This window comes from Paenibacillus radicis (ex Xue et al. 2023) (genome assembly GCF_024722015.1).
Taxonomy (GTDB): Bacteria; Bacillota; Bacilli; order Paenibacillales; family NBRC-103111; genus Paenibacillus_S.
Genome location: NZ_JANQBD010000002.1, coordinates 361,908 through 383,585, shown reverse-complemented (window position 1 = coordinate 383,585; position 21,678 = coordinate 361,908). Strand labels below are relative to the sequence as shown.

Here is a 21,678-nt window from a genome sequence, read left to right as displayed (position 1 = left end):
GGAAGATGGCGTTTTTCTTTGTGCTATTAATATTATTTAAAGGGGTTAATGTTCACGTCCTGCGCCACGAGTTAATGACCAGAATAGTAGAGCGAGAGCACTGACACTTGCCCCTAACAAGCACACGCCATTCCAACCTAGGAAATGATAAATACGGGTAGATGCGATGGATCCGATGGCGCTGCCAATGGAATAGAAAATCATATAACCGGCGGTAAGCCTACTGCGTGATTCAGGGCGCACAGTAAAGATCATGCTTTGGTTGGTGACATGTACGGCTTGTACCGCCAGGTCAAAGAGGATAATACCAACAATTAAAGCGAGAAGCGAATGTTCGGTATAACTAATCGGCAGCCATGAAACAAGCAATAGAACCAAGGCTACGCCTGTGGTCTTTTGCCCTAAGCCACGATCAGCAAGTCGGCCTGCACGTGCTGCCGCTAACGCTCCTGTAACTCCAGCGAGACCAAACGCTCCAATCGCGGTATGCGAGAGAGAAATTGGCGGGGCACTGAGGGGCAGCACCAGGGAAGTCCATAAAATACTGAATGCGGTGAAAATCAACAGAGCTAATACAGCACGAATTCGCAGGATTCGTTCTTGTACGAACAACATAAACACTGATCGCAGCAGCTGTAGGTAGGATAATGATTTCCTTTCTTGCTCATCATGCGGAAGCACCCGGAACAACGCGCCTGCCATTATTAGCGTCAATACCGCAGATACAAGATACACCGAACGCCAACCGGCTAGATCCGTCAAAACACCGGCGAAAGCTCGGGCAAGTAAAATGCCGATAACTATCCCGCTTGTCACCATACCAACAACACGTCCACGATCGGCTGAAGCAGCCAAAGTTGCCGCAAACGCAACGAGTGCTTGGGTCACGACTGCTAGAAGCCCAACCGCAGCTATGCCAATGAACAATATCGTACTGGTATTGGCTGTGCCGACAACAATCAGAGCCAGCACGGATAAAAGCATCTGCCCAGCGATTAGCCGACGTCGATTGACGAGATCGCCGAGCGGCACTAACAACAGCAGTCCCATCGCGTAACAAACCTGAGTAATAGTAATAATAATGCCAACGGATGAATGAGTAATACCGAACTCGCTCGAAATAGCGTCCAGAAGGGGTTGCGCGTAATAGATGTTGGCAACAGACAATCCGCAGGCAATTGCAAATAAGTATGCGACATATCGAGACATTAAAGAGGGCGATTCGATTGGCTTTTCAACAAACTTCTCCATAAAACAAATGACACTTCCTCAAAATTAGTTTGGTCAAATCTTATAACATACCGAACGATACAATATGATGCCTGATTAATATACTCCCCAAAAATATAAACTGTCAATGCATTACAAAAAAAGAATGATCTTGTTGACAAAACCGCCTTCTAACAATAAAATCATAACATACTGTTCGATACGAAAAGGGGCTCTGTTATGGTTCGACTACGCGAATTTGACGAGGAAAAGGCATTGGATGCAGCTATGCAACTATTTTGGGAAAAGGGGTTTGAAGCTACCTCTTTAAGCGATCTGACATCAAAAATGGGCATTCAGCGACCTAGCATATACTCGGCCTTTGGAGATAAAAAAGAACTGTTTGAAGCTGCCTTGCGCAAATATACGCAATTCCATGCTGCCTATGTACGATCGAGTCTTCAGAACCATCCTTCTGTCAAAGAAGCATTCCGTGCCTTTTTTGAAAATATAGTGGCAAAAGAATATGATAATAGTGCCAACCGGGGATGCTTTTGCATCAATACGATGGTGGAGCTCGCGCCTCATGATGAGAAATTTGAAATTCTGACAAGGGAACATCAGATGTACCTTTCGGTACTATTTCAAGAAGCGATTGAACGAGGTATGCGCTCAGGTGAGCTTAGTCCGGGTGTAAAGGCAAAAGATTTAGCACAGTCACTAGTCGTATCGTTAATAGGGCTTACGGTGATGATGAAATCTCGTCCCGAACGATCATTTGTAGATAATTTTGTGGAAGTAATCCTTACTTTGCTTAAGTAGAATCGAAGATAATTTTTATTAAACGGGAAGGAGGGCCTGCATCGTCGCAGCCCCTCTTTTTGATTAAAGAGAATAATGTTATAATCGGAAGTGGGTTAAACCCCTTATTGAGATATGTATAGGAGAGTGCTTATCGTGATTATCAAATTCATTCGTTTACGTTAATTGAGGTGCAGTTCAAATAAGTTCATCCATTTTTTAGGAAATGTGTTGGGTCTTATTTATGTATGCATGTTTACATTTAACAAATTCGAATGAAATGAGGAATTAACTATGAGCGAAGAGATATTTAATATTAACGGTATTGATATATGCGCAGAAAGCTTTGGTGACCCCCGAAATCCAGCGGTGTTACTCATTATGGGAGCCACGTGTTCAATGGTTTATTGGGATGAAGAATTTTGTCAACGACTGGCGGATACGGGACGATATGTTATTCGATATGATAACCGAGATGTCGGCCGCTCAATTGCCTATGAACCGGGAAGTTCTCATTATACGGTAGCAGACATGGCTGATGATGCGGTTGGAGTACTTGAAGCATACCATATTGAGCAAGCTCATATTGTCGGCCTGTCGTTAGGGGGGATGATAGCTCAAATTATAGCATTGCGCCATCCTGACAAGATTCTAACAATGACATTAATAGCCTCAACTATTTTCGGGTCAGATGACAACGACCGGGGTTTACCTCCAATGGATGAGAGGATATTGGCTTTTCATGCTAATGGAGCTGCTTTAAATTGGTCAGATGAAGAAATGGTTGCCAATTACCTGGTTGCAGGGTCGGGCTTGCTCAGTGGTTCAAATCATAAATTCGATGAGATGAGAGCCTATAAGCAGGTAAGAAAAGAAATAAAAAGAGCCAATAACCTACTAAGTATGTTTAATCACGCACTTCTTAAGGGTGATGATTCTTTTGAGGGGAAATTAAAGAGAATCAAGGTACCTGTATTGGTTATTCACGGTACAGAAGACATCATACTTCCATATGAACATGGTCTAGCTCTTGTCAATGAAATTCCCAATGCAACGTTGCTAACCCTCGAAGGAACTGGCCACGAAATACATTTCAACGATTGGGATACTATTATTAATACTATTATGAACCATACGTCGGTCGTATAAGTTTTATGGAACTCAAATAACTGCAAACTGACAATACAAAGAAGGGTTACATATCCGGTTATACCGGTTTGTAACCCTTTTTCTATTGCCCATAAGTATCTGGTTGATATCGTTACTAATTTTGAAGAGCTTGCATCGTGAAAGCTCCTCTTTTTGATTGCGCGGTGAAATTCATCCATCTACTCGAGGTGTGGTCGGATTACAGGCTGGTGTGGTAATTTCTCCGGATTGTGCGAGCTTATGCAAATAATAGCATTCCTCCCGGTACATATGATCAGGAAGTAGCGGACTCATGCTGCCAAGCAGTTCCTTGCTTAAATCGAGCTGCTCCAATTCTTTTAGAAAAGCCATAAAGATAGTCATTTCCATGTTAATGTCCCGATGAAAGCGGATAAACGCGGGATACTGATTTCTCATCGTTCGCAAATATCCGGCCAGTTCAATAGCTTTTAAATAAAAATCGTTAAAATGCTGCTCGAACATTTTACTTCTGGCGATCAACGGTCTCTCCACGAAGTCCAGCGTCGTTGAAATGGCTGAGGAATGAAAGGCAGCATCCGACAGCCATAGCAGATCATGGTGGATGGGAGGGTAATTCGGTACAGCTTTCCCTGCCAGTAGCTCATCAAGTATACGAATATATTCCTCTAGCTCATTAACCATATGATTCAGGAAGGAAGGCGATATACCGATTTTGACCGCGTCTAGTAGAGATCTATCCAGCAGGTTTAATTTATAGGAACGTAAGCTGATTGTCTCCCGATAGGCTGCATGATTCAACTCCGAAAGCTGCGCAGGATTTAACGACCCGCGTGATCGTTCGAGCAGCCAATCAAATTGCCGAATGAATTGTCCGGAAGCTTCGATATCCTTGTGTTCGGTTGGATACAAAGTGTTATGAATAAAACGGGAATGATCCCCCAAAATTTGCAGCCAAAATTGATGCTCATATTGCGCTCCCCGATCCAGCATAGCAATCAGCTCCCCATAGTTTGTATGTTCCAATGTATGAGAGGCATCTCCAGGCTATACATATCGGGCGAGCGTTGCTAACTTAATAACCCTAAGATGGACGAATGGCTTGGAAATAAACAGCTTCACCTGTAAAGCTTAACAGTCCGCCTGATTCATCGGTTTGAATTGAGAAGAACTGCTGCATCTCCTGTGAGACTTGCAGCATCTTAGTCTCCAGCAAAGCTGTTTCCTCCTCCGGGAGCGCTGATCGCTCGCACCAGTCATGAAACTGGAATGGTTTCGGGAAACAAACGATCGTTTCGATGCGGAAGCCTACGCTCTCCAGAAGGTTGATCCATTCTGATTTTTTCCAAGCACGAACATGACTAGGATCTCTTTGCTTTTCTATCTCATTGTAGAATTGATCGAAATCATCGTTCTCAGGAGCTACATTGTCAATAAGCAGCAGCTTGCCCCCCGGCTTGACGACTTGGAAGGCTCCTTTTGCGAAAGCAGGGATATCCGGAAAATGATGCGCTGCAATTCTGCAAGTAACAAGATCGAAAGAAGCGGCGGAAAAAGGAAGCTGTTCTGCATCACCCTTAACAAATTCGACGTTTGAATGACCGTTCCCGCGGATAAATTCAGCAGCGGTCGTTAACATTTCTTCAGTCAAATCATAGGCTGTAACCCGATGAACCAAAGGGGCGAGAGCGTTCGCCACATGTCCGCCGCCCGTTGCAATGTCAAGTACATCCATATTCTTATCGGCTTTGGAAAATGAGACGAGTAATGACAAATCTTCGCCTTTGGCATGTCGCTTGCTTGTGACATATTTTTCAGCGTTTTTAGCAAATTGCTGCTGCACTTTGTTTTTAATCGAATCTTCCATTGTTGTTTCCTCCTTATTAACTTGCGAGAATTTTTGTATTACATTAATTTCATCTAGTGAAACCTGTTATCGTAAAGTGAAACTAAAATCAATTTACCATATATTCTTTTAGCTGTAAATAGGGGAAGTACTGACGTAAGCTGTCACCAGGTAGGGCATAAAATGGATCAAAAAGCTGCATGGATGAAACTTATCACGACTTATCATGCGCAATATCTATTGTTACTATAGAAACGATAATATTGATCAATTATTTCTGTGCAGTTACAATCAGGGAGCATATAAATCCAAATTAGGAGGGTGAACTTTATGTCTACAATCATTGCAGATATCAAAATTCCCGATAGTAAATTAGCCATTGGAGCAGCTGAGTTGCTGCGTGAGCATGGTAATGATTTATTATGGAACCATTCCCATCGTGTTTTTCTTTTTGGTGTCCTTCAAGGTCAGAATGCAGCGGTTAAATTCGATCCTGAATTGCTTTATATCAGTGCCCTATTCCACGATTTGGGACTTACCAAGCATTATAGCAGCGCGGATAAACGCTTCGAGGTAGATGGTGCCAATGCAGCCCGCAGTTATCTTCAGCAGCACGGGGTACCGGATACTTCTATCCGTTTAGTTTGGGATGCGATTGCTTTACACACAACGATTGGAGTTGCACAATATAAAGAACCTGAGGTTGCTCTCATTTATTCGGGAGTTGGTTACGATGTGATGGGTGAGAATTTTGACAGTATTACAGAAGAAGTGCGTGAAAAGGTAGTATCTGCATTTCCGCGTAATAATTTTAAAAACAAGATATTGCCATCATTCCTCGAAGGCTTCAAACATAAACCAGAAACGACATTTGGTAATATAAAAGCAGATGTTTGTGCTCGATTGCTCCCAGGATTTCAAGGGATAAACTTTTGCGATTGCGTATTACATTCACCCTGGAAAGAATAATAACCAAGTTAGAACTAACAACCATTTCTATTTTGATTATTAGTGGTCATGGCTTATGGAGGGCAAATATAATATGGAATTAAGACAACTAGAATACTTTATGGCAGTATGCAAGGAGCTGCATTTCACTCGTGCTTCCGAAAAATTAGGGGTGACCCAACCCACATTAAGTCATCAAATAAAGGCATTAGAAATAGAAATCGGAATGCCGCTATTCGATCGAATCGGAAAGAAGACTGCACTTACGGAAGCGGGAGAAATCCTTCTAAAGCATAGTAACCAAGTATTTAATAGCCTGCAAAATGCCCAAGAAGAAATCGAAGAATTGCAGGAAGTTAAATGTGGCCGGCTTTCAATCGGCGTTTTGACGGGGGAACTGAACCAATTGGTTTCCAAAGTACTTTTCACTTTTCATAAGAATTACCCGTACGTTCAAATCGCAGTGGTTGGCCGTGATGATGTTACAGAAGGAATCATTCGTAATGAGATTGATTTAGGTTTGACAATTATTCCAATTCATGATGAAAGAATTACAACAGAGCTCTTATACGAGGAAGATTTGTATTTAACCGTTTCGAACAATCATCCTTTGGCTGCAAAGAAAACCATTGATTTAGAGCAAGTGAAGGATCAGCATTTCATCTTATTTCCAGAAAAATATCAGTGCCGCCAACAAATTAATGCCGCTTTTAAAACTATAGAAGCTCAAATAAATCCCATCATTGAAACCGATGCAACGGAATCGATTCTCACTTTAGTTCAAGCCCAAGCCGGAGTATCCATCCTGTCAAAAACTCTCTTGACTTTATGGACAAATGATAATATTAGAATGATCAAACTTGAGAAGCCGCCTGTTCGCAGGCAGATTGGACTCGCCTACCACAAAGAAAAATATATAGGCTTTGCAGCACAAAAATTTATAGGTTTATTAAGAGAAACAATTGCAGATCAGCAGTTGGACTAAATTACAATTAACTATTAAAAAGGAAGATTTAGTTATGCCTGATAATACGTCAGCAATGGATAAACGTGTAATAGACCTCAGCCACACGATCGTTAACGGAATGGAGACTTACCCTGGCTTTCCGAAACCACAGGTATCGGATTATTTGAGCCATGAAAATTCTGAAGGGTGTTACGCTCCTGGAGTTACCTTTCACATTGGTCGGGTTGATATGGTGGCTAACGCTGGAACTTCTATTGACAGTCCTGCTCACCGATTTGCCGGTATGCCCGATATTGCTGAATTGCCAATTGATTCGATAGCTGACCTCAATGGCATCGTCATCCGTCTCGAAGGTGATCCCGAGCGTCCAGTTCATTCGATCCTGCTCGAAGCAGGAATTCTAATCGTGGAGAACATTTGCAACTTGGAGCAGCTTCCGACTGTAGGGTTTCGATTCTCTGCAGTCCCTATGAAGCTTCAAGGTATGAGCGCATTTCCTATTCGCGCATGGGCAAGAGTATCCATATAATCTGACACGGCCTTAGGGTCGTTTTTTTAATTGATGAAAAAGCATGACCACAAAGGGTATACCACTAAGCCAAGCTCGATGGTAATATTAACGTTACAGCCATTCTTTGTAATAGCTTTTATAAGGGGCACGTAACAGTAAACTGAAATCAAAACAGACCAAAGGCCTGAAATAAGTCATTAGTCGGAGTGAATCATACAGTCAAAAGGGGGGCGAGCTTCATGCATGTACAGATGCATTCGCTTTTTCGGCCAAAACAAGCAAGCGGCAGAGTTGCAGCGTACAAATATACGGAAATTTCCCCCTCGCAGTTACTAGCTCCATATGTATCCTGTTATTGGCTAACTGAACCTGTGATGGAAAATCAGCGCCAGGATGCTTCCCAACCCTTCAATGTGATACGTGAAGAAACAGTTGACAGGGTATTGCCGGACGGCTGCAATGACATTTTATTTGTACATGACCTCAAGCGTAATACATTCAGGATTGTTTTTTGCGGATTTTTTGATAGTTCCTTTACAATTACTTACGATAAGAATTTCCCGGTGAGAAAGTTTGGCGTACGATTTTTTCCAGGTGGAGCGCATTTTTTGTTAGGTATGCCCCTACATGAGCTGGCTAATTCTCATTTTGACATAGATTTGGTTTGGCCCGGGTTCGCAAGTGAAATTGGATATCGGATTTTCGAAGAGCCGTCTTTCGAGAATAAGGCTCAGATTATGGAGCAATATCTACTCTCTAGCGTGCGGACTAAAAACAATATAAACGACAGCTTAATAAATAATCTGCTCTATCACATTTTTGTAGCTAAAGGAAAAACGAGCGTAAAGGAATTAGCTGATAAAGAAGTAATTAGCGCACGTCATATGAATCGGATATTTTATCAATGGATCGGAACGAGCCCAAAAAGATTTTGTGATGTTGTACGGTTCCAAGCGATTATAGACTGCATACAAAGCTCACGAAGAATAGACGGAGTTTCCCTTGCGTTAGACCATGGTTATTTTGATCAAGCCCATATGATACGAGATTTCAAACGCTTCTACGGTGATTCGCCGCTTGCTGCGCTCAGAGAGTTTGGAAGCATGTCCGATTTCTACAATCCTTAGCGATTAGAAACCGTTAGGATATTAAAGAACACAATAATAGGGAGGTATTTACTTTGAAACCACGTATTACAGTTATTACATTGGGTGTAGATGACTTGGAGCGATCTTTGGAGTTTTATCACAATGGTCTAGGGTTCCCGACAAAAGGGATTATAGGCCAAGAATTTGAGCATGGTGCTGTTGCCTTCTTCGACTTGGAAGCGGGTTTAAGGCTTGCCCTATTTAGTCGTAAAAACCTTGCCTATGACGCGAAGATCAATCAGACTGAAGCAAGCCCCACTGAATTCAGTATCGGTCACAATGTAAGCAGCCAAGAAGAAGTTGATAAGGTGATGGAAGAAGTGAAGAAGGCCGGTGCTATTATTACAGTTCCTGCTCATGAGACTTTTTGGGGAGGGTATTCAGGCTACTTCCAAGACCCGGATGGTCATTTGTGGGAAGTAGTTTATAATCCAGAGTGGGAGATTACAGAATAAGTAAGGGTAACGATTATCGAAATAAACAGGCTGCCGAAGTATTCAATCGGCAGCCTGTTCGTATAGAGCAGAGAAAAGGATGCTTCAGAAGGGGCATATCAAGTTAAACTAACTTATGTGAAAGTGTTTTTTCCTAACAAAACCTTTCCACTTTTTGCTATAATGGTTTCATGAAATCGCTTCCAGTAAGATTTTTAACGAATATGGTTCTATAATATAACCAAGAGGTGATAGATTATGGGGAAAATTGCACTTATCATAGGTGGCAGCGGATTTCTCGGCGGCGCGATAACTACACAACTGATCGAGGAAGGTTGGGACACACACGTGCTTAGCCGAGGTAACAAGCCTGTTACTATGGGTGGTACCATTATTCAGGCAGATCGTTCCATTCGGGAGGAGTTGCAAGCGGCATTGGAGGGTCGTCATTACGACCTTGTCGTCGATTGCGCCGGCTATAAGGAGCTTGATGCGTTGAACTCCTTACACAGCTTGAACGGATGTTGCGGGCATTATGTTTTTATCAGTACCGATTATGTATACGCGTCCACTACGCGGACGGTATTTCCAATAGCAGAGTCGGCTGAAACGCAGCGTGACACAGCATATGCGGTAGGGAAGCTTGATTGTGAGCGGTTGTTTCTGGAGGCCTGGGAGAAAGAGAGTTTCCCTGTGACGATTCTTCGGCCGCCTCATATTTTGGGAGCTGGAAAGGAGCTAGGAAGCGACCAGGTGCTCGGTCGGGATACGGGGCTGTTGGACAAAATCCGCAGCGGAGAAGGCCTGAAGCTGCTGAACGATGGGCTGATGCTTATCCAACCGGTATGGACTCGCGAAATTGCGCAATGCATCGCACATATAGCCGGGATGGAGCAGAGCTTCGGACATATTTTTAATTGTGCGGGACCTGATGCGGTAACGGCAAAGCGATATTACGAGATCGTTGCCGGACTATTGGACGTAGAGCTGCAATTCAGCTCCGTGCTGCTTCACTCATTTTTGCAAAATAAGCCTAACGATGTCCATCATGCAAGGCATCGCATTTATGACACTTCACGGTTAACTGAAGTAACCGGATATAAGCCGCAGTTGAAGCTGGAGGATGCTCTGAAAGAAACATTCGATTGGATGCTGTCAAAGGAAGGCTCACTACTATGATACATACGGTGCTTGGTCCGATCGAAGAAAGGGAGCTTGGCGTTACCCTGCCGCATGAGCATATTTTGGTTGGCTTTATCGAAGACGGAAAATTGACGCGAGATGATTATGATCGCCAGGAAGTAGTCGACCATATTTTACCTTATTTGTTGGAGCTTAAGAGTGTGGGGTGTAGGTCGTTTGTCGATTGCTCTCCGGAATATTTGGGAAGGGATCCCTATTTATTACGCGAGTTGGCCGAAAAGTCGGGCTTGCATATCATCACGAATACTGGATTTTATCAAGCTCCATATTTGTCGCCATTTGTGTACGAAATACCGGAAACGGAGCTTGCCAAGCTGTGGATTCGCGAATATGACGATGGAATCGGAGATAGCGGGGTCAAGCCGGGCTTTATTAAGATCGCGCTGAACAAAGGCCGGCTTAACCCGGTACAGGAGAAGATCGTCCGTGCCGCACTGACCACATCGCTAGAAACCGGTCTGCCGATCCAAGCCCATACGAACGATGGCATCGCGGTCATGCATGTGCTGGAAATTATGGCAGAGCGCCACTTTGATCCGTCTCGATTCATCTGGGTTCACGCCCAGAACGAAAAAGATCTGGACATGCATGAATTGGCTTTCAAGCAGGGGATGTGGATTGAGCTTGATTCCATCATGCGTTGGCCTAATGAGGATAATTGCAGGCTGCTCCAAGCTTTTCTCGATCGCGGAATGAAAGAGAAGCTGCTGCTGTCTCAGGACCTGGGCTGGTACACGGTTGGAAAAGAGCAAGGCGGTGATATTCGGCCTTATCATAAGCTGTTCACGGTGTTTATTCCATTTGCGGAAGAATGGGGAATTGATCGAAGCGTGCTGGACAGTTTAATGTCCTACAACCCGGCTATCGCTCTGCGCAACCGTTCGTAGATAAGCAACCAACTCATATGGAAACAGGAGATTTAAGTATATGGCTAGGAACAACCGTCCCTTAACGGAAGATGGCTCTAACAATCAAAGTTCTCGAACTTTTTCAGATACCATTCATAGTGATTTGCTTGCCGCCAGGGAGCTTGTCTATAACGTATGCGGGTTTGAATGCTCTCAACCACTCTTGGAAGCACAAAATGCTGAGTATGGGGCTTATTTATTTAATATAAATTGTATGTCCATTAGATTTCGTGCTGCTAAAATTACTCCAACTAAGGTCGGGCAATTTGTGACACTATGGCAGAGAGTGGGGGATGGATCGACCCAACCGTTTAACGGATCAGATCCAGTCGATTTTTTCGTTATTAGTACACGCCAAGGTAGTAACTTTGGTCAATTTGTATTTCCGAAAACCGTCTTATTTCAACAGAATATAGTATCAAATAATGGTGAGGGGGGTAAACGGGCAATACGTGTATACCCACCTTGGGATAAACCAACAAGCAGCCAGGCTCATAAAACTCAGAGATGGCAGTTGGAATATTTCCTGGATATACCTATAAATGAACCAATAAACGTTGTTCGTGCTCGAATGCTTCATGGCCTGCTAAGTTAGCAGAAACATCATGATGGAAGGTAAACTTCACAATAAAATTAAGGGGGCTGCCCCAAAAGCCATTTTGAGACAATCCTTTTACCATTTTATCCTGAATAGATGGTTGCAAAAGAGCCCTCAATTCCACTTTAATAATTGAAGGCTTTTTTGCACATTCTTGTGTATTCTTAGTGATGAATAAGATGAGGTCGCTTTCCAGCGTGTACTCATCGCGGGTATCCGGTTCGTGGCTCGGGGTTCGGTTACGGCATTGCATGGCAGTCTGGCGCACTCCGTGCAATTATCAGGAAAATGTCAAGTTAGTTACTCCGAAAATAGCGTTCCAAGCCTTATAGCTGGAATTCCTCATGCTAATTCTACGTATTTTGGCTGATATCCACCATTTCACCTATATTAGAGTTAGTTTTTCCAGTTAGATTGATTTCAGGCGATATCCACGCTAGATTAGCGTTATAATTTCCATCTATTTTCTTTCCTTCCGCAGCCTCCTGACAAATCCTGGTCTCCTCTAGCTTGAAAGCAGCCGCCCCATCACTTAAGTAACATCCAAAAAGCGGCCGGACTCATTTTTCGATTTTCGAACCCCCACTCTGATGGGAATTTCCCTACAAAAAAACGCTTCCATTTCCACTTTCATGGTGGTTTTGGAGGCGTCTTTGTACATAGTTTGGGACTGATTCATTCACTGATACCCTTTTGGGACAGCCTCCTCTTTCTGCCGTTATATTATAAACATGAGTGTTGTTGGATCAGATTTACAATTTCGAAATGGGTATCCATATTTCGCTTTGGAAAGTAGGCGATGTTACATCCTTATCTTTATTCCACAGTATTTCAGGACCTTCAATTTGCTCATAGTTAGAGGATGGAAACCATTCGGAATAGATGCGTCCCCATACGTTTTGTAATGTATCAGGAAATGGGCCGACTGCTTCGAATACAGCCCATGTTGAGGCAGAAACTTCAAGTTGGGTTAGGTTAGCTGGACATTCCAAAGTTGTTGCCACACCAATAAAGTGATCAAGCTCCCCTTTTTCCTCCATTCTGCCTTCAGAAAAGTTCGTGGAGGCACTTAGCAGTCCCACGGGTTTGACATTTGAAAGTGATTTAAGTTTATGAATCGTTTCAACATCTAAACTTTCCCACATGGAGGCAATCGCCGGGTTAACTCCGTTAAAAATGATAGGAACTCTTTTCATAATGCCTACAATTCGAAAAGCCTCTTTTTCTTCAATACGATAATTCATTTCCATTCCTCCTCTAATTGATAACTGGAAGGTCATTTGAGGATAAGCTTTCAGTGAATGGCCATTATTTCTGGCTTCTGAAGGAGTTAAGCCATGCATATTTTGAAAGGCTCTTGTAAAAGAATCGGGTGAATTGTATCCGTATTTCAAAGCAATATCAATGACCTTTACGTTGCTGTCTTTGAGCTCAAAGGCTGCAAGAGTAAGTCGTCTGCGGCGGATATATTCCGAAAGTGTAATACCCGCAAGGAAGGAAAACATCCTTTTAAAATGATATTCGGAGCAAAAAGCCAGCCTCGCCGCTTCTTTATAATCAATATCGCAAGTAAGATTTTCCTCCATATACTTTATTGCTCCATTCATATGTTTAAGCATATCCACTAATATGACCTCCTTTATCAACAGAATAGCAGAAGCTGAATGTATGCATCCGACATCTTGTGCACAATAATGTAGGTGATGGATAAGTTAGCTTCTTGGAGCCCAAAGCATTATGGAGACTCCTAAAACGCAAACAGCAGCACCTATCCAATCGTACATGTCAGGTGTTTTCTTATCGACAAACCAACCCCATAACACAGCGAGCACAACAAAAACTCCGCCATAGGCTGCATATACGCGTCCAAACGTAGGGAAGCTCTGTAATGTTGGAATAATGCCATACAAAACAAGGATTAAACTTCCGACAACACCGTACCAATGAGGCTTAGACTCTCGGATCCAGAGCCATACCATATAGCCTCCGCCGATTTCAGCAAGCCCGGCAGCTATGAAAATTAATATAGCTAACAACATTAAAGGAATCCCCTTTCTAAGAACAATTGCCAAGATCAGGCATTGATTTACCTACTAAATTATAGTACCTGGAAGTGAGTGGAGCAAATGAAGTTAATAACTGAGCTACCCACTGTCGAAATGTTGCTATCCTATTCTGGTGCACTACTACTGGAATAAAGATTGCCTTATACTGTGTATATGAGGTGAATGATGTGGATCAAAAATTATTTGATCTTGTTTACGAAGCTGTAGTTAACCGAGAGTCGACCTATGAGGGTGTATATTATACGGGGGTAAGGACAACGAAGATCGTATGCCGCCCCACTTGCCGCGCCAAAATCCCACTTGCAATGAATGTGACGTTCTATCCCTCGCTGGAGGATGCACTTCATGCTGGCTTTCGGCCTTGCAAACGGTGTAAGCCTGATGAGAACGGAGCACTTCGACCGGATGCGGCTTTGGCCATGCAGGTGGATGCCATCATTGAGACGCAATATAAAGACAAACTGACTTTACCACAGTTGGCTGCTTCACTTGCTGTAAGTCCCTATCATTTGCAGCGAACCTACAAGCAAGTGAGAGGATACTCACCTGCAGAAAAAACCGAGCGTGTTCGTTTAACTCATGCGCAGAGGCTGTTATTAGAATCTAACATTACCATTTCGGAGATTGGAACAGCTGTAGGCTACGGCAGTCCATCCCATTTCACGTCTTGGTTTTATCGGAGAACGGGAGTTTCTCCTACAGCGTATCGGAATGGACAAAGAGAAGGGGATTCCTTAGATGAGCAGTAAATTATATCGACAAACGATAATAGGCTTTAACCAGCCATGGACACTTATAGCCAGCGAGAACGGAATTAGTCAGTTGATATATCCTCCGCATCTCGCATTGTTAGCCGGTTTGGATCCAAATATCGCTCAAGATGAAAATCGCAGTCTGTTCGTTGAATTCGGCATCATTGATCTGTTGGAGCAATATTTTGCCGGAATTCCCGTCAGCTTCGATAAGGTGCCGATGGACTTAGCAGGAACAGCGTTTCAACAATGCGTATGGATGGCCTTGAGACAAATCCCTATTGGTGAAACCTGGACATATAAGCAGCTTGCATGCACAATTGGAAAACCGTCTGCGATACGTGCGGTAGGCACAGCGATTGGGCGCAATCCGCTGCCAATTGTTTTACCTTGTCATCGGGTCGTTGGTTCTAATGGTACGTTAACCGGGTTTAGAGGGGGGCTCCAAATGAAGAAAGACCTCCTTTCATTGGAGGGGGTAACAGATAAGGAGGCCGCTGGACATGAAAGATTCCGGTTTTGAGCTGCCGCTGCCGCATCCGTTTGACTTCCAGTTATGCTTGAATTACATGGCTCGTTCTCCATTCGAATGTTTGTATACGACAGATACACTGGGGGTCAATCGTCTAGTGAAGGTGGGGGTTGCCAAGCGATTAATTAGGGTGACCTGTCCCCATGGCAGGATGATGCAGGTTCAATTGCTGCAAGGGGTTTCTCTTGCTAAGGAGGAGTTGGAGGAGTTAACAAGGTATATCAGAAATTGGTTTGATTTGGATCGAGACTTGGAGCCTTTCATTCAGATGTCCGAGGGAGATCCGCTGTTAGGTCAGCTGATAGAAAGCTTCTCGGGGCTGCGTATAGTCGGCATTCCAGATCTTTTTGAAGCGCTCTGCTGGGCAATTGTCGGTCAACAAGTGAATCTTACTTTTGCCTATAAGCTCAAACAACGGTTGACAGAGCACTATGGGGATGCTGCTGAATGGGAGGGTGTTGTCTATAGAATGTTCCCCTCGCCTGAGCAGTTTGCCAGCGTTTCTATAGAATCGTTGCTCAGCCTCCAGCTCACAAGAAACAAAGCGATGACTATATTGGATGTAGCATCGCGCATGACTAGCGGAGAATTAAGTAGGGAGAGGCTGCTCAAGCTAAGCGATTCTGAATCCATTGATAAAGAACTCACGAAAATACGGGGAATCGGCCCATGGACAGCCCAGTATGTGAGAATGAGATGCTTGGGTGATCAAACAGCTCTCCCTATTGGTGATGTGGGGCTGCAAAATGCTGTAAAGAAAATGTTGGGGCTGAACCAAAAGCCAACTCCATCTGAACTACGTGCATTATTCGAGCAGTGGCCCGGATGGGAGTCTTATGTTACTTTTTATTTATGGAGAACATTATATTAGCTGACTTATGCAAAAAAAGATTCACATTTATGACCGTAATAATCAGTTCTGGCCATACCAGGCTTTTGCTTCATCGCTGTTAAGTCTCCACAAAACGATTAGGGGCAGGATGAGGCCGAGTAAAAATCCAAGGTTATGCCAAACGGCGAACTCGATTAATCTTAATGCGATAAGAACCCAAGAGAGACCAATGGCAGTCTTGCGTCCGGACACGGCAGGATGTGCTAAGCGGGTTGCTGCCCAAATTGCAGCCGCTCCAAAAATAATCATTGCAACGGCTAGTGCTTTCTTTAAGACTTCTTCATTACCAAACGAGTAGATGCCATTAACTAGGTTCATAACCGCAGCAAAATAAAGCAGAATTTGGGCAAATGCTACAACTGCCGGTTTCTTTGAATTAGCCCGCAATCCATCTGGCATAATAATATCTCCTTTTCGATCCAGCTCCAATATGTCCTTTAACGTACTCGAGGAAAAGTAATCCAGCTCAATAAATTTAATCTGGATTTTTTTCCTTTATCTCGAACTTGACCCATAAATTCTCCAAGAAATCTTTCCCACTTCAAACCGATTTCTTTTTTCGAGTTATCATTCTCAAGAACACATTTTACGCTTTGGTTTATTGCTAATTCCAGATGGGATAAAGCTTCCTGTAAATGAATATCTATATTTTGTTGTTCCGTCATAAATAATGTCTCCTCACTTTTCGTCATCATCAAGTAATGCAATTTCTTTGTCCAGCTGCTTTTTCATCCTTTCAAACTGGGCTTCGGCAATAATATCCTCCACTTCTTGCCGCGCTATCTGGATAAAGGATCTGCCACGATTGAACAAGTTGGCACCGCCTTGCATTCCTGTTTTGGCGATAGGGCGAAGGGTGGATTTGGCTATTGGAAGTAAAGCGGAGGCCGCTATCGCAAGTGCAGATCCAATAATAATTTTGTCTAAATTCTTTCGAAGCATTATGTACCTCCTACTTGTACAATGGGGTTACTGCGGCATTTACGCCGCAGTAAAGGTATGGCTTGCATGGAAAGCTTTCAATTCCTGCTTTTTTGAAATCAGGGCTAGAATCGGTTTGGATAAGATCGATATCGATCCGGCTACCCCGAGTATTGGAATCCAATATTTTAACGGCAGAGGAGCGGTATGGAAAAAGACAGCTAACGGTGGAAAGTACAAGGCCCCTATTAAAGCTAACCAGGAAATACATAGAGCGCCAAGTAAAAACCGGTCCTTAGTCCAATCCCGTACGGTTTCCTCGGAGCCTTCTTGCCGCCAAGAAAAGGTTTGGATCAGCTGTCCTGCAACCAATGTTGCAAATGCAATGCTTTGGGCTACGGGCATAGGGATTCCAGCAGCAAGACTTGCAGCAAATAAACCTAGTGATCCTAATCCCAACAGAACTCCCTTTGTAATTACCTTCTGGTACAGCTCCTTATCCACGATATCTGTCCGTTTCGTTTGCTTCGTTTTATTGCCAGGGTTGACGGCCAAAACCATCGCTGGTAATGCATCGGTTAATAAATTCATTAAAAGAATTTGTATGGGGACCAATGGAATAGGTAATCCGACCATCACAGCGGCACTCGTTACGATAATTTCGGCCAAATTGCCGGTTAATAAACAGCCGAGAGCCTTGCGGATATTGCCGATTATCGTTCGACCTTCTTTAACCCCATCGACAATCGTGCCAAAATGATCTTCTGTTAGTACCATATCGGCCGTTTCCTTCGTTACTTCTGTCCCCGTTCGGCCCATAGCGATTCCTACATTGGCTTGTTTGATGGCAGGGGTATCGTTGACTCCATCACCAGTCATAGCTACGATATGTCCCCGTTTTTGAAAAGCCGTTACAATTCGAAGCTTATGTTCCGGTGTTACCCTCGCAAAGATGGATACTTCATCTACAATTTCATTCAACTCTTCATCGGTCCATCTATCGAGCTCGTAGCCGGATACTATCTTTTGCGTGCCATTGTAAATTCCGAGCTGTTTCGCAATGGCAAGAGCAGTAATAGGATGATCACCGGTAATCATTACGGGTATTACCCCTAATGCAAAAGCCTCCCGGATATTTTGTTCAACTTCCGATCTGGGAGGATCAATCATTCCGGCGATACCTACATAAATGAGCTCTTGTTCGTCATCGATAGATTGGTGCTCAACGTTCCCATCAATAGGGCGGTAGGCGAAAGCAAGAACGCGCAGCGCATCAGCTGAAAATTTCTCATTCTGCTGCAAAACTTGCTGTTTCTGTTCTTCGGAAAGAGGCAAGATCTCCCCGTTACTCTGGTATCGATTGCAACGGCGAAGAATAGTTTCAACGGCTCCCTTGGAAAAGAGGTAGCATTCCTGCTCCGTCTTAAGATCCTTGCAAACCACGCTCATTTTTGCAGTATTGGAATCGAATGGTATTTCAAGTCCTCGATGCCAATGAGCCATATCCTTAAGCCACATCCCGTTTTTGGCTGCTAACGTTAGAAGCGCACCTTCGGTTGGGTCACCCTTGGTGATCCATTGTCCTTCCTGTTGTTCTAGCTTGCTGTTATTGCATAGTACACAGATCTGCAGCAATCTTTTCAAATCCGGATGGTTCAGGGAGCCTCCGCCAGCATTCTTAGTTTCTATTTGTGCCGCGGCTGAGGCAGCAATCTCTGGTGTCAATTCATGTAATGTTCCCAATGGTTCATAACCGTTGCCAGTAACGGTCCACATACGATCTACTGTGGAAAGTGCTTTTACGGTCATTTCATTTTTGGTTAAAGTGCCCGTCTTATCCGTGCAAATGATGGTCGTTCTCCCTAATGTTTCCAAGGAAGAGAGCTTGCGTATCAGAGCATTTTTCTTGGCCATTCGGAATATACCTGCACTTAAGGCAATGGTTATAGTTACTGGAAGTCCTTCCGGTATGGCAGAAGCCGCCAAAGTTATGGAAGTCGAAATCATTTGTGGTATAGGGATGCCGCGCAGCATGCCTACTACGAAAACTAATCCTCCAGCTACAAGAGCACCTTTTACAAATTTTTTGCTTATGGACGTTACCTTTTCCTGCAAGGGGGTAACATCTTTTTCTTGCTGCTTCAAAAGGGACATTAAATGGCCCATTTCGGTATTCATCCCCGTATGTACCACAATCCCTTTACCTTTACCTCCGCATACATCGGTACCCATAAAAAGCATATTGGTGCGTTCGGTCAGAGGACAATCCTCTTTCAGTGAGGAATCATTCTTTTCGATGGGAAGAGATTCTCCGGTTAAGGTGGCCTCGTTGACACGTAAATTCCAAGAACTTATTAATCGGATATCTGCCGGAATACGGTCTCCCGCCTCCAGACAAATAAGATCTCCCGGTACTAATTCCGCAGCACTTAGCTCCATTTGTTGTCCATCTCTAATGCACTTACTCATGGGAGGCTGAAATTGGTTAAGCATTTGCACAACTTTCTCAGCTTTACGTTCTTGGATCGTTCCAATTGCAGCATTGGCGAGCAGAATAGCACCCATAGCAATTCCATCGAATAAACCACCCGTTAATAGAGCCAATGCGGTTGTTCCTAGGAGTATCAGGGTTGTAAATTCCTTGAATTGTCCCATATAGGATATGATCCAGGGTGTCGGTTTTCTGCTGTCAAGTCGATTCAACCCATACTGGTTTTGTAGGAAGAGGACCTGATCCGCTGCTAGTCCATCCTGCTGATTGGCTTGAAGCCTCTTAATAACCTGATCACTGGGAAGGGCATGCCATACTAATGCTTCGGCAGCGGCTGCAATCTCAGCCTCATGCGTCATCACGGAAATAGGTGTTAAAGCTTCACTAATTTTTTTGGTTCTGGACATAAATACAAGCGATAGTGCATCCCCGGCCAAATTGACGACAGGTGCGCTAATCATCCCTAATGTTGCTAAAACGGACCCAAAAATATTCCATTTTTTAGTGATTTGAACATGTTGGTTTACGGTGTGATACATTTTCTCAGCGAACAGGGCGCTATCTTGGATACGTGTTAGTTCGTGCACCGCAATCGAGGGTACTCCGGCTTCTTTATAAAACTGATTCATCGGATTATGCTCTTGATCGGCCACAAATAAAACTTCTTCTCCATGCTGCTGGAGAACGGCGATCCGTTCGATAACCTCACCTTGTTCTAAAGATGACCAGCTTGTATCCATGTGAAATTGAGAAATCGCGGCATCGCTAATATTCAAACTATTATGTAGTAGCCCGAGCTGCCAGCCTTTTTCGATAAAAGCTGCTGCGGCAGAGCCGTACTCGTTAATTGTTGATTGTTGATGCCTGACTATGATCCCAAGACATTGGCCTCTGATCGTTCCTTGTTTGCCTGCAAAAAGAACCTCATATCCATTTCTTGCAAGTCTTTTAGCTTTAAGCTCATAGGAGTGGCAATCGATTCCGTGATCCTGCAAGTATTTACAGCTGCCGATGAATATCCGGCTATCATTAACTTTTCCTTGTAATCCTTGCTCTTCTTCTTCCAGGTGAAAAGCGGTACGGATGGTTCGACATGTTTGTTTCGCTTTGAGGCGAATATCTTCTTTCCATGGGTGGTTACTCTTTTCCATTAAGGAAGCTGCCAAACAGACAATTTTGTCCGCCTCTTCTTCCTTTTCTGTAATGCATTGAATTTCTTCAATTTCCTGGCTATTAAACAGGAGTGAAGAATCTTCAAATAACATAGTTTTCGTCCGAGCAAGCTGAGCTAAAGACCCTTTTTCAGGCACAATGTATTTTCTCTCAGAAGATACAAGCTCAGCCTGATTCCATGCATACTGTGCAGGTACGGTCATCGGTCGCGGATTGGCTGCCAATAGAACGGCGATTGCACGCAATGGATTTCGGGTAACAGCCCAAGTAATTGCTGAGGCTATAATCCCAAGCTTACCTGCCTTTTCACTATATCTTCGAATCTCCGGAGATAAAGAAACCTCTTGATTACCGTTTAATACAGTGTGACTTCGCTTCCAATTAACATATTGCAAAATGCTGAGACCGGCAAGCACAACCAGATTTTCGCGCATTAATGCCAGGGCAAGTGCGCTTGTTCCTAGAAGGAGATCCGAGTTTATTTTTTTGTTATTCGAATAGGTTTGAATCCCCCTTCTTAGAAAGGGATAACCGGTTATTACAGAGACGAACGCCGATAAATAGAAGGGAGCCGGACTTCGCGCTAATGCGGAACGTCCCATTATCAGCTGCTTGATTCCCAGAAAAGCTAAACCACCCATGGACAAAGCCAGTGAAATCGGTACTTTTTCCTTAGGCTCGGCTGTACCTGGATTGAGAATATTAGGAACAACCCGCATGTTATAAGGGAGCTCAGATTTAGCGTCAACAATGGCCGCGGCTGCAACTTCCAGCTTAACTTCCTCTAATTCGGTTACGGCAGACAGCGCATCAGGTTGTTTTGATGGGTTTAGTAAACAGATTTGTTCTTCAATATTCTGGATTAACTCGAAAATATGAAGTTCTGTAATCTGATTTTGATCATAAAGAAGCAGTAATCTGCCTGTAATTAGACAGGGCTCCACTTTGTGAACTGCCTTGCAAGCAGACAAGCTTACAATTAGAAGCTTAGCAACATGCTTGTTGCCCTGCAGACCGCAGATTTCCATGCGTATTCTTCCTGGCAAGACGCGGAGAAATCTGTTTTTGTATAGAGATGCTGTCATCCTTTAATCTCCTTACCCCATGTTAAAGTCATAAAAATGTATTTGGTATTATTCACAATGGTTAC

22 protein-coding genes are annotated in these 21,678 nt (G+C 43.6%); 13 read left to right on the top strand and 9 right to left on the bottom strand.

Annotation, left to right across the window (positions count from 1 at the left end; genetic code table 11):
- Nucleotides 1-45: 45 nt before the first annotated feature.
- The gene (locus tag NV381_RS04350; protein WP_258212045.1) at nt 46-1,251 is read right to left on the bottom strand and encodes an MFS transporter; all 1,206 of its coding nucleotides are present in this window, start codon (nt 1,249-1,251) and stop codon (nt 46-48) included.
- A gap of 198 nt (nt 1,252-1,449) precedes the next feature.
- Between NV381_RS04350 and NV381_RS04345 the strand changes: the two genes are divergently transcribed.
- Nucleotides 1,450-2,031 (top strand): TetR/AcrR family transcriptional regulator, encoded by a 582-nt coding sequence (locus tag NV381_RS04345; RefSeq protein ID WP_258212044.1) that lies wholly within the window; start codon nt 1,450-1,452, stop codon nt 2,029-2,031.
- A gap of 273 nt (nt 2,032-2,304) precedes the next feature.
- The gene (locus NV381_RS04340) at nt 2,305-3,159 is read left to right on the top strand and encodes an alpha/beta fold hydrolase (RefSeq protein ID WP_258212043.1); all 855 of its coding nucleotides are present in this window, start codon (nt 2,305-2,307) and stop codon (nt 3,157-3,159) included.
- Nucleotides 3,160-3,330: 171 nt separating this feature from the next.
- Here the strand turns inward: NV381_RS04340 and NV381_RS04335 are convergent, their stop codons facing one another.
- Both NV381_RS04335 and NV381_RS04330 read right to left on the bottom strand, forming a co-directional pair.
- Nucleotides 3,331-4,164, bottom strand: coding sequence for a DUF2935 domain-containing protein (locus NV381_RS04335; protein ID WP_308861654.1), 834 nt, complete (start codon nt 4,162-4,164; stop codon nt 3,331-3,333).
- A gap of 58 nt (nt 4,165-4,222) precedes the next feature.
- Nucleotides 4,223-5,044: a class I SAM-dependent methyltransferase gene (locus NV381_RS04330; RefSeq protein ID WP_258212147.1), complete on the bottom strand. Its 822-nt coding sequence runs from the start codon at nt 5,042-5,044 to the stop codon at nt 4,223-4,225.
- 270 nt (nt 5,045-5,314) lie between these two features.
- On the opposite strand from NV381_RS04330, the gene NV381_RS04325 reads away from it, so the two are divergent.
- The 8 genes from NV381_RS04325 to NV381_RS04290 all read left to right on the top strand — a co-directional run bounded on the left by NV381_RS04325 (nt 5,315) and on the right by NV381_RS04290 (nt 11,698).
- Nucleotides 5,315-5,953, top strand: coding sequence for an HD domain-containing protein (locus NV381_RS04325; RefSeq protein WP_258212042.1), 639 nt, complete (start codon nt 5,315-5,317; stop codon nt 5,951-5,953).
- 73 nt (nt 5,954-6,026) lie between these two features.
- The gene (locus NV381_RS04320; protein WP_258212041.1) at nt 6,027-6,917 is read left to right on the top strand and encodes a LysR family transcriptional regulator; all 891 of its coding nucleotides are present in this window, start codon (nt 6,027-6,029) and stop codon (nt 6,915-6,917) included.
- Between the two features lie 34 nt (nt 6,918-6,951).
- Nucleotides 6,952-7,428: a cyclase family protein gene (locus NV381_RS04315; RefSeq protein WP_258212040.1), complete on the top strand. Its 477-nt coding sequence runs from the start codon at nt 6,952-6,954 to the stop codon at nt 7,426-7,428.
- Between the two features lie 221 nt (nt 7,429-7,649).
- A complete protein-coding gene (locus tag NV381_RS04310; protein WP_258212039.1) occupies nt 7,650-8,537 on the top strand; it encodes a helix-turn-helix domain-containing protein in 888 nt (295 codons plus the stop codon).
- A 53-nt stretch (nt 8,538-8,590) separates the two neighbouring features.
- Nucleotides 8,591-9,013: a VOC family protein gene (locus NV381_RS04305; RefSeq protein WP_258212038.1), complete on the top strand. Its 423-nt coding sequence runs from the start codon at nt 8,591-8,593 to the stop codon at nt 9,011-9,013.
- 237 nt (nt 9,014-9,250) lie between these two features.
- Nucleotides 9,251-10,171 (top strand): NAD-dependent epimerase/dehydratase family protein, encoded by a 921-nt coding sequence (locus NV381_RS04300; RefSeq protein ID WP_258212037.1) that lies wholly within the window; start codon nt 9,251-9,253, stop codon nt 10,169-10,171.
- Nucleotides 10,168-11,082 carry a phosphotriesterase family protein gene (locus tag NV381_RS04295; RefSeq protein ID WP_258212036.1) on the top strand — a complete coding sequence of 305 codons (915 nt, stop codon included), beginning with the start codon at nt 10,168-10,170 and terminating at the stop codon, nt 11,080-11,082. Before NV381_RS04300 ends, NV381_RS04295 begins: the two co-directional genes overlap by 4 nt.
- 40 nt (nt 11,083-11,122) lie before the next feature.
- Nucleotides 11,123-11,698 carry a MepB family protein gene (locus tag NV381_RS04290; protein WP_258212035.1) on the top strand — a complete coding sequence of 192 codons (576 nt, stop codon included), beginning with the start codon at nt 11,123-11,125 and terminating at the stop codon, nt 11,696-11,698.
- A gap of 755 nt (nt 11,699-12,453) precedes the next feature.
- On the opposite strand, the gene NV381_RS04285 is transcribed toward NV381_RS04290, so the two are convergent.
- Nucleotides 12,454-13,326 (bottom strand): AraC family transcriptional regulator, encoded by an 873-nt coding sequence (locus tag NV381_RS04285; RefSeq protein WP_258212034.1) that lies wholly within the window; start codon nt 13,324-13,326, stop codon nt 12,454-12,456.
- Nucleotides 13,327-13,413: 87 nt separating this feature from the next.
- Nucleotides 13,414-13,740, bottom strand: a complete 327-nt coding sequence (locus NV381_RS04280; protein WP_258212033.1) for a YnfA family protein — start codon at nt 13,738-13,740, stop codon at nt 13,414-13,416.
- 194 nt (nt 13,741-13,934) lie between these two features.
- On the opposite strand from NV381_RS04280, the gene NV381_RS04275 reads away from it, so the two are divergent.
- The 3 genes from NV381_RS04275 to NV381_RS04265 are packed head-to-tail and all read left to right on the top strand — an operon-like array spanning nt 13,935 to nt 15,922.
- On the top strand, nt 13,935-14,516 hold the full coding sequence (locus tag NV381_RS04275) for a bifunctional transcriptional activator/DNA repair enzyme AdaA (RefSeq protein WP_258212032.1): 582 nt from the start codon (nt 13,935-13,937) through the stop codon (nt 14,514-14,516).
- Complete coding sequence (locus NV381_RS04270; RefSeq protein ID WP_258212031.1) at nt 14,506-15,042, top strand: methylated-DNA--[protein]-cysteine S-methyltransferase; 537 nt, start codon at nt 14,506-14,508, stop codon at nt 15,040-15,042. The genes NV381_RS04275 and NV381_RS04270 overlap by 11 nt, the downstream gene beginning before the upstream one ends.
- Entirely contained in the window at nt 15,023-15,922 is a 900-nt protein-coding gene (locus NV381_RS04265; RefSeq protein WP_258212030.1) for a DNA-3-methyladenine glycosylase family protein, read from the top strand. The genes NV381_RS04270 and NV381_RS04265 overlap by 20 nt, the downstream gene beginning before the upstream one ends.
- 42 nt (nt 15,923-15,964) lie before the next feature.
- Here the strand turns inward: NV381_RS04265 and NV381_RS04260 are convergent, their stop codons facing one another.
- The 4 genes from NV381_RS04260 to NV381_RS04245 are packed head-to-tail and all read right to left on the bottom strand — an operon-like array spanning nt 15,965 to nt 21,613.
- Nucleotides 15,965-16,342, bottom strand: a complete 378-nt coding sequence (locus tag NV381_RS04260) for a hypothetical protein (RefSeq protein ID WP_258212029.1) — start codon at nt 16,340-16,342, stop codon at nt 15,965-15,967.
- Nucleotides 16,343-16,380: 38 nt separating this feature from the next.
- Nucleotides 16,381-16,608, bottom strand: coding sequence for a hypothetical protein (locus NV381_RS04255; protein ID WP_258212028.1), 228 nt, complete (start codon nt 16,606-16,608; stop codon nt 16,381-16,383).
- 13 nt (nt 16,609-16,621) lie between these two features.
- Entirely contained in the window at nt 16,622-16,885 is a 264-nt protein-coding gene (locus NV381_RS04250) for a DUF5132 domain-containing protein (protein WP_258212027.1), read from the bottom strand.
- A gap of 39 nt (nt 16,886-16,924) precedes the next feature.
- Nucleotides 16,925-21,613, bottom strand: coding sequence for a cation-translocating P-type ATPase (locus NV381_RS04245; RefSeq protein ID WP_258212026.1), 4,689 nt, complete (start codon nt 21,611-21,613; stop codon nt 16,925-16,927).
- Nucleotides 21,614-21,678 lie beyond the last annotated feature (65 nt).

Coding starts and splice junctions, on each gene's coding strand:
- NV381_RS04325 (WP_258212042.1), top strand. CDS start 5,315: ATGTCTACAATCATTGCAGATATCAAAATTCCCGATAGTAAATTAGCC.
- NV381_RS04265 (WP_258212030.1), top strand. CDS start 15,023: ATGAAAGATTCCGGTTTTGAGCTGCCGCTGCCGCATCCGTTTGACTTC.
- NV381_RS04315 (WP_258212040.1), top strand. CDS start 6,952: ATGCCTGATAATACGTCAGCAATGGATAAACGTGTAATAGACCTCAGC.
- NV381_RS04295 (WP_258212036.1), top strand. CDS start 10,168: ATGATACATACGGTGCTTGGTCCGATCGAAGAAAGGGAGCTTGGCGTT.
- NV381_RS04250 (WP_258212027.1), bottom strand. CDS start 16,885: ATGCTTCGAAAGAATTTAGACAAAATTATTATTGGATCTGCACTTGCG.
- NV381_RS04340 (WP_258212043.1), top strand. CDS start 2,305: ATGAGCGAAGAGATATTTAATATTAACGGTATTGATATATGCGCAGAA.
- NV381_RS04245 (WP_258212026.1), bottom strand. CDS start 21,613: ATGACAGCATCTCTATACAAAAACAGATTTCTCCGCGTCTTGCCAGGA.
- NV381_RS04260 (WP_258212029.1), bottom strand. CDS start 16,342: ATGCCAGATGGATTGCGGGCTAATTCAAAGAAACCGGCAGTTGTAGCA.
- NV381_RS04310 (WP_258212039.1), top strand. CDS start 7,650: ATGCATGTACAGATGCATTCGCTTTTTCGGCCAAAACAAGCAAGCGGC.
- NV381_RS04255 (WP_258212028.1), bottom strand. CDS start 16,608: ATGACGGAACAACAAAATATAGATATTCATTTACAGGAAGCTTTATCC.
- NV381_RS04350 (WP_258212045.1), bottom strand. CDS start 1,251: ATGGAGAAGTTTGTTGAAAAGCCAATCGAATCGCCCTCTTTAATGTCT.
- NV381_RS04320 (WP_258212041.1), top strand. CDS start 6,027: ATGGAATTAAGACAACTAGAATACTTTATGGCAGTATGCAAGGAGCTG.
- NV381_RS04280 (WP_258212033.1), bottom strand. CDS start 13,740: ATGTTGTTAGCTATATTAATTTTCATAGCTGCCGGGCTTGCTGAAATC.
- NV381_RS04300 (WP_258212037.1), top strand. CDS start 9,251: ATGGGGAAAATTGCACTTATCATAGGTGGCAGCGGATTTCTCGGCGGC.
- NV381_RS04345 (WP_258212044.1), top strand. CDS start 1,450: ATGGTTCGACTACGCGAATTTGACGAGGAAAAGGCATTGGATGCAGCT.
- NV381_RS04290 (WP_258212035.1), top strand. CDS start 11,123: ATGGCTAGGAACAACCGTCCCTTAACGGAAGATGGCTCTAACAATCAA.
- NV381_RS04270 (WP_258212031.1), top strand. CDS start 14,506: ATGAGCAGTAAATTATATCGACAAACGATAATAGGCTTTAACCAGCCA.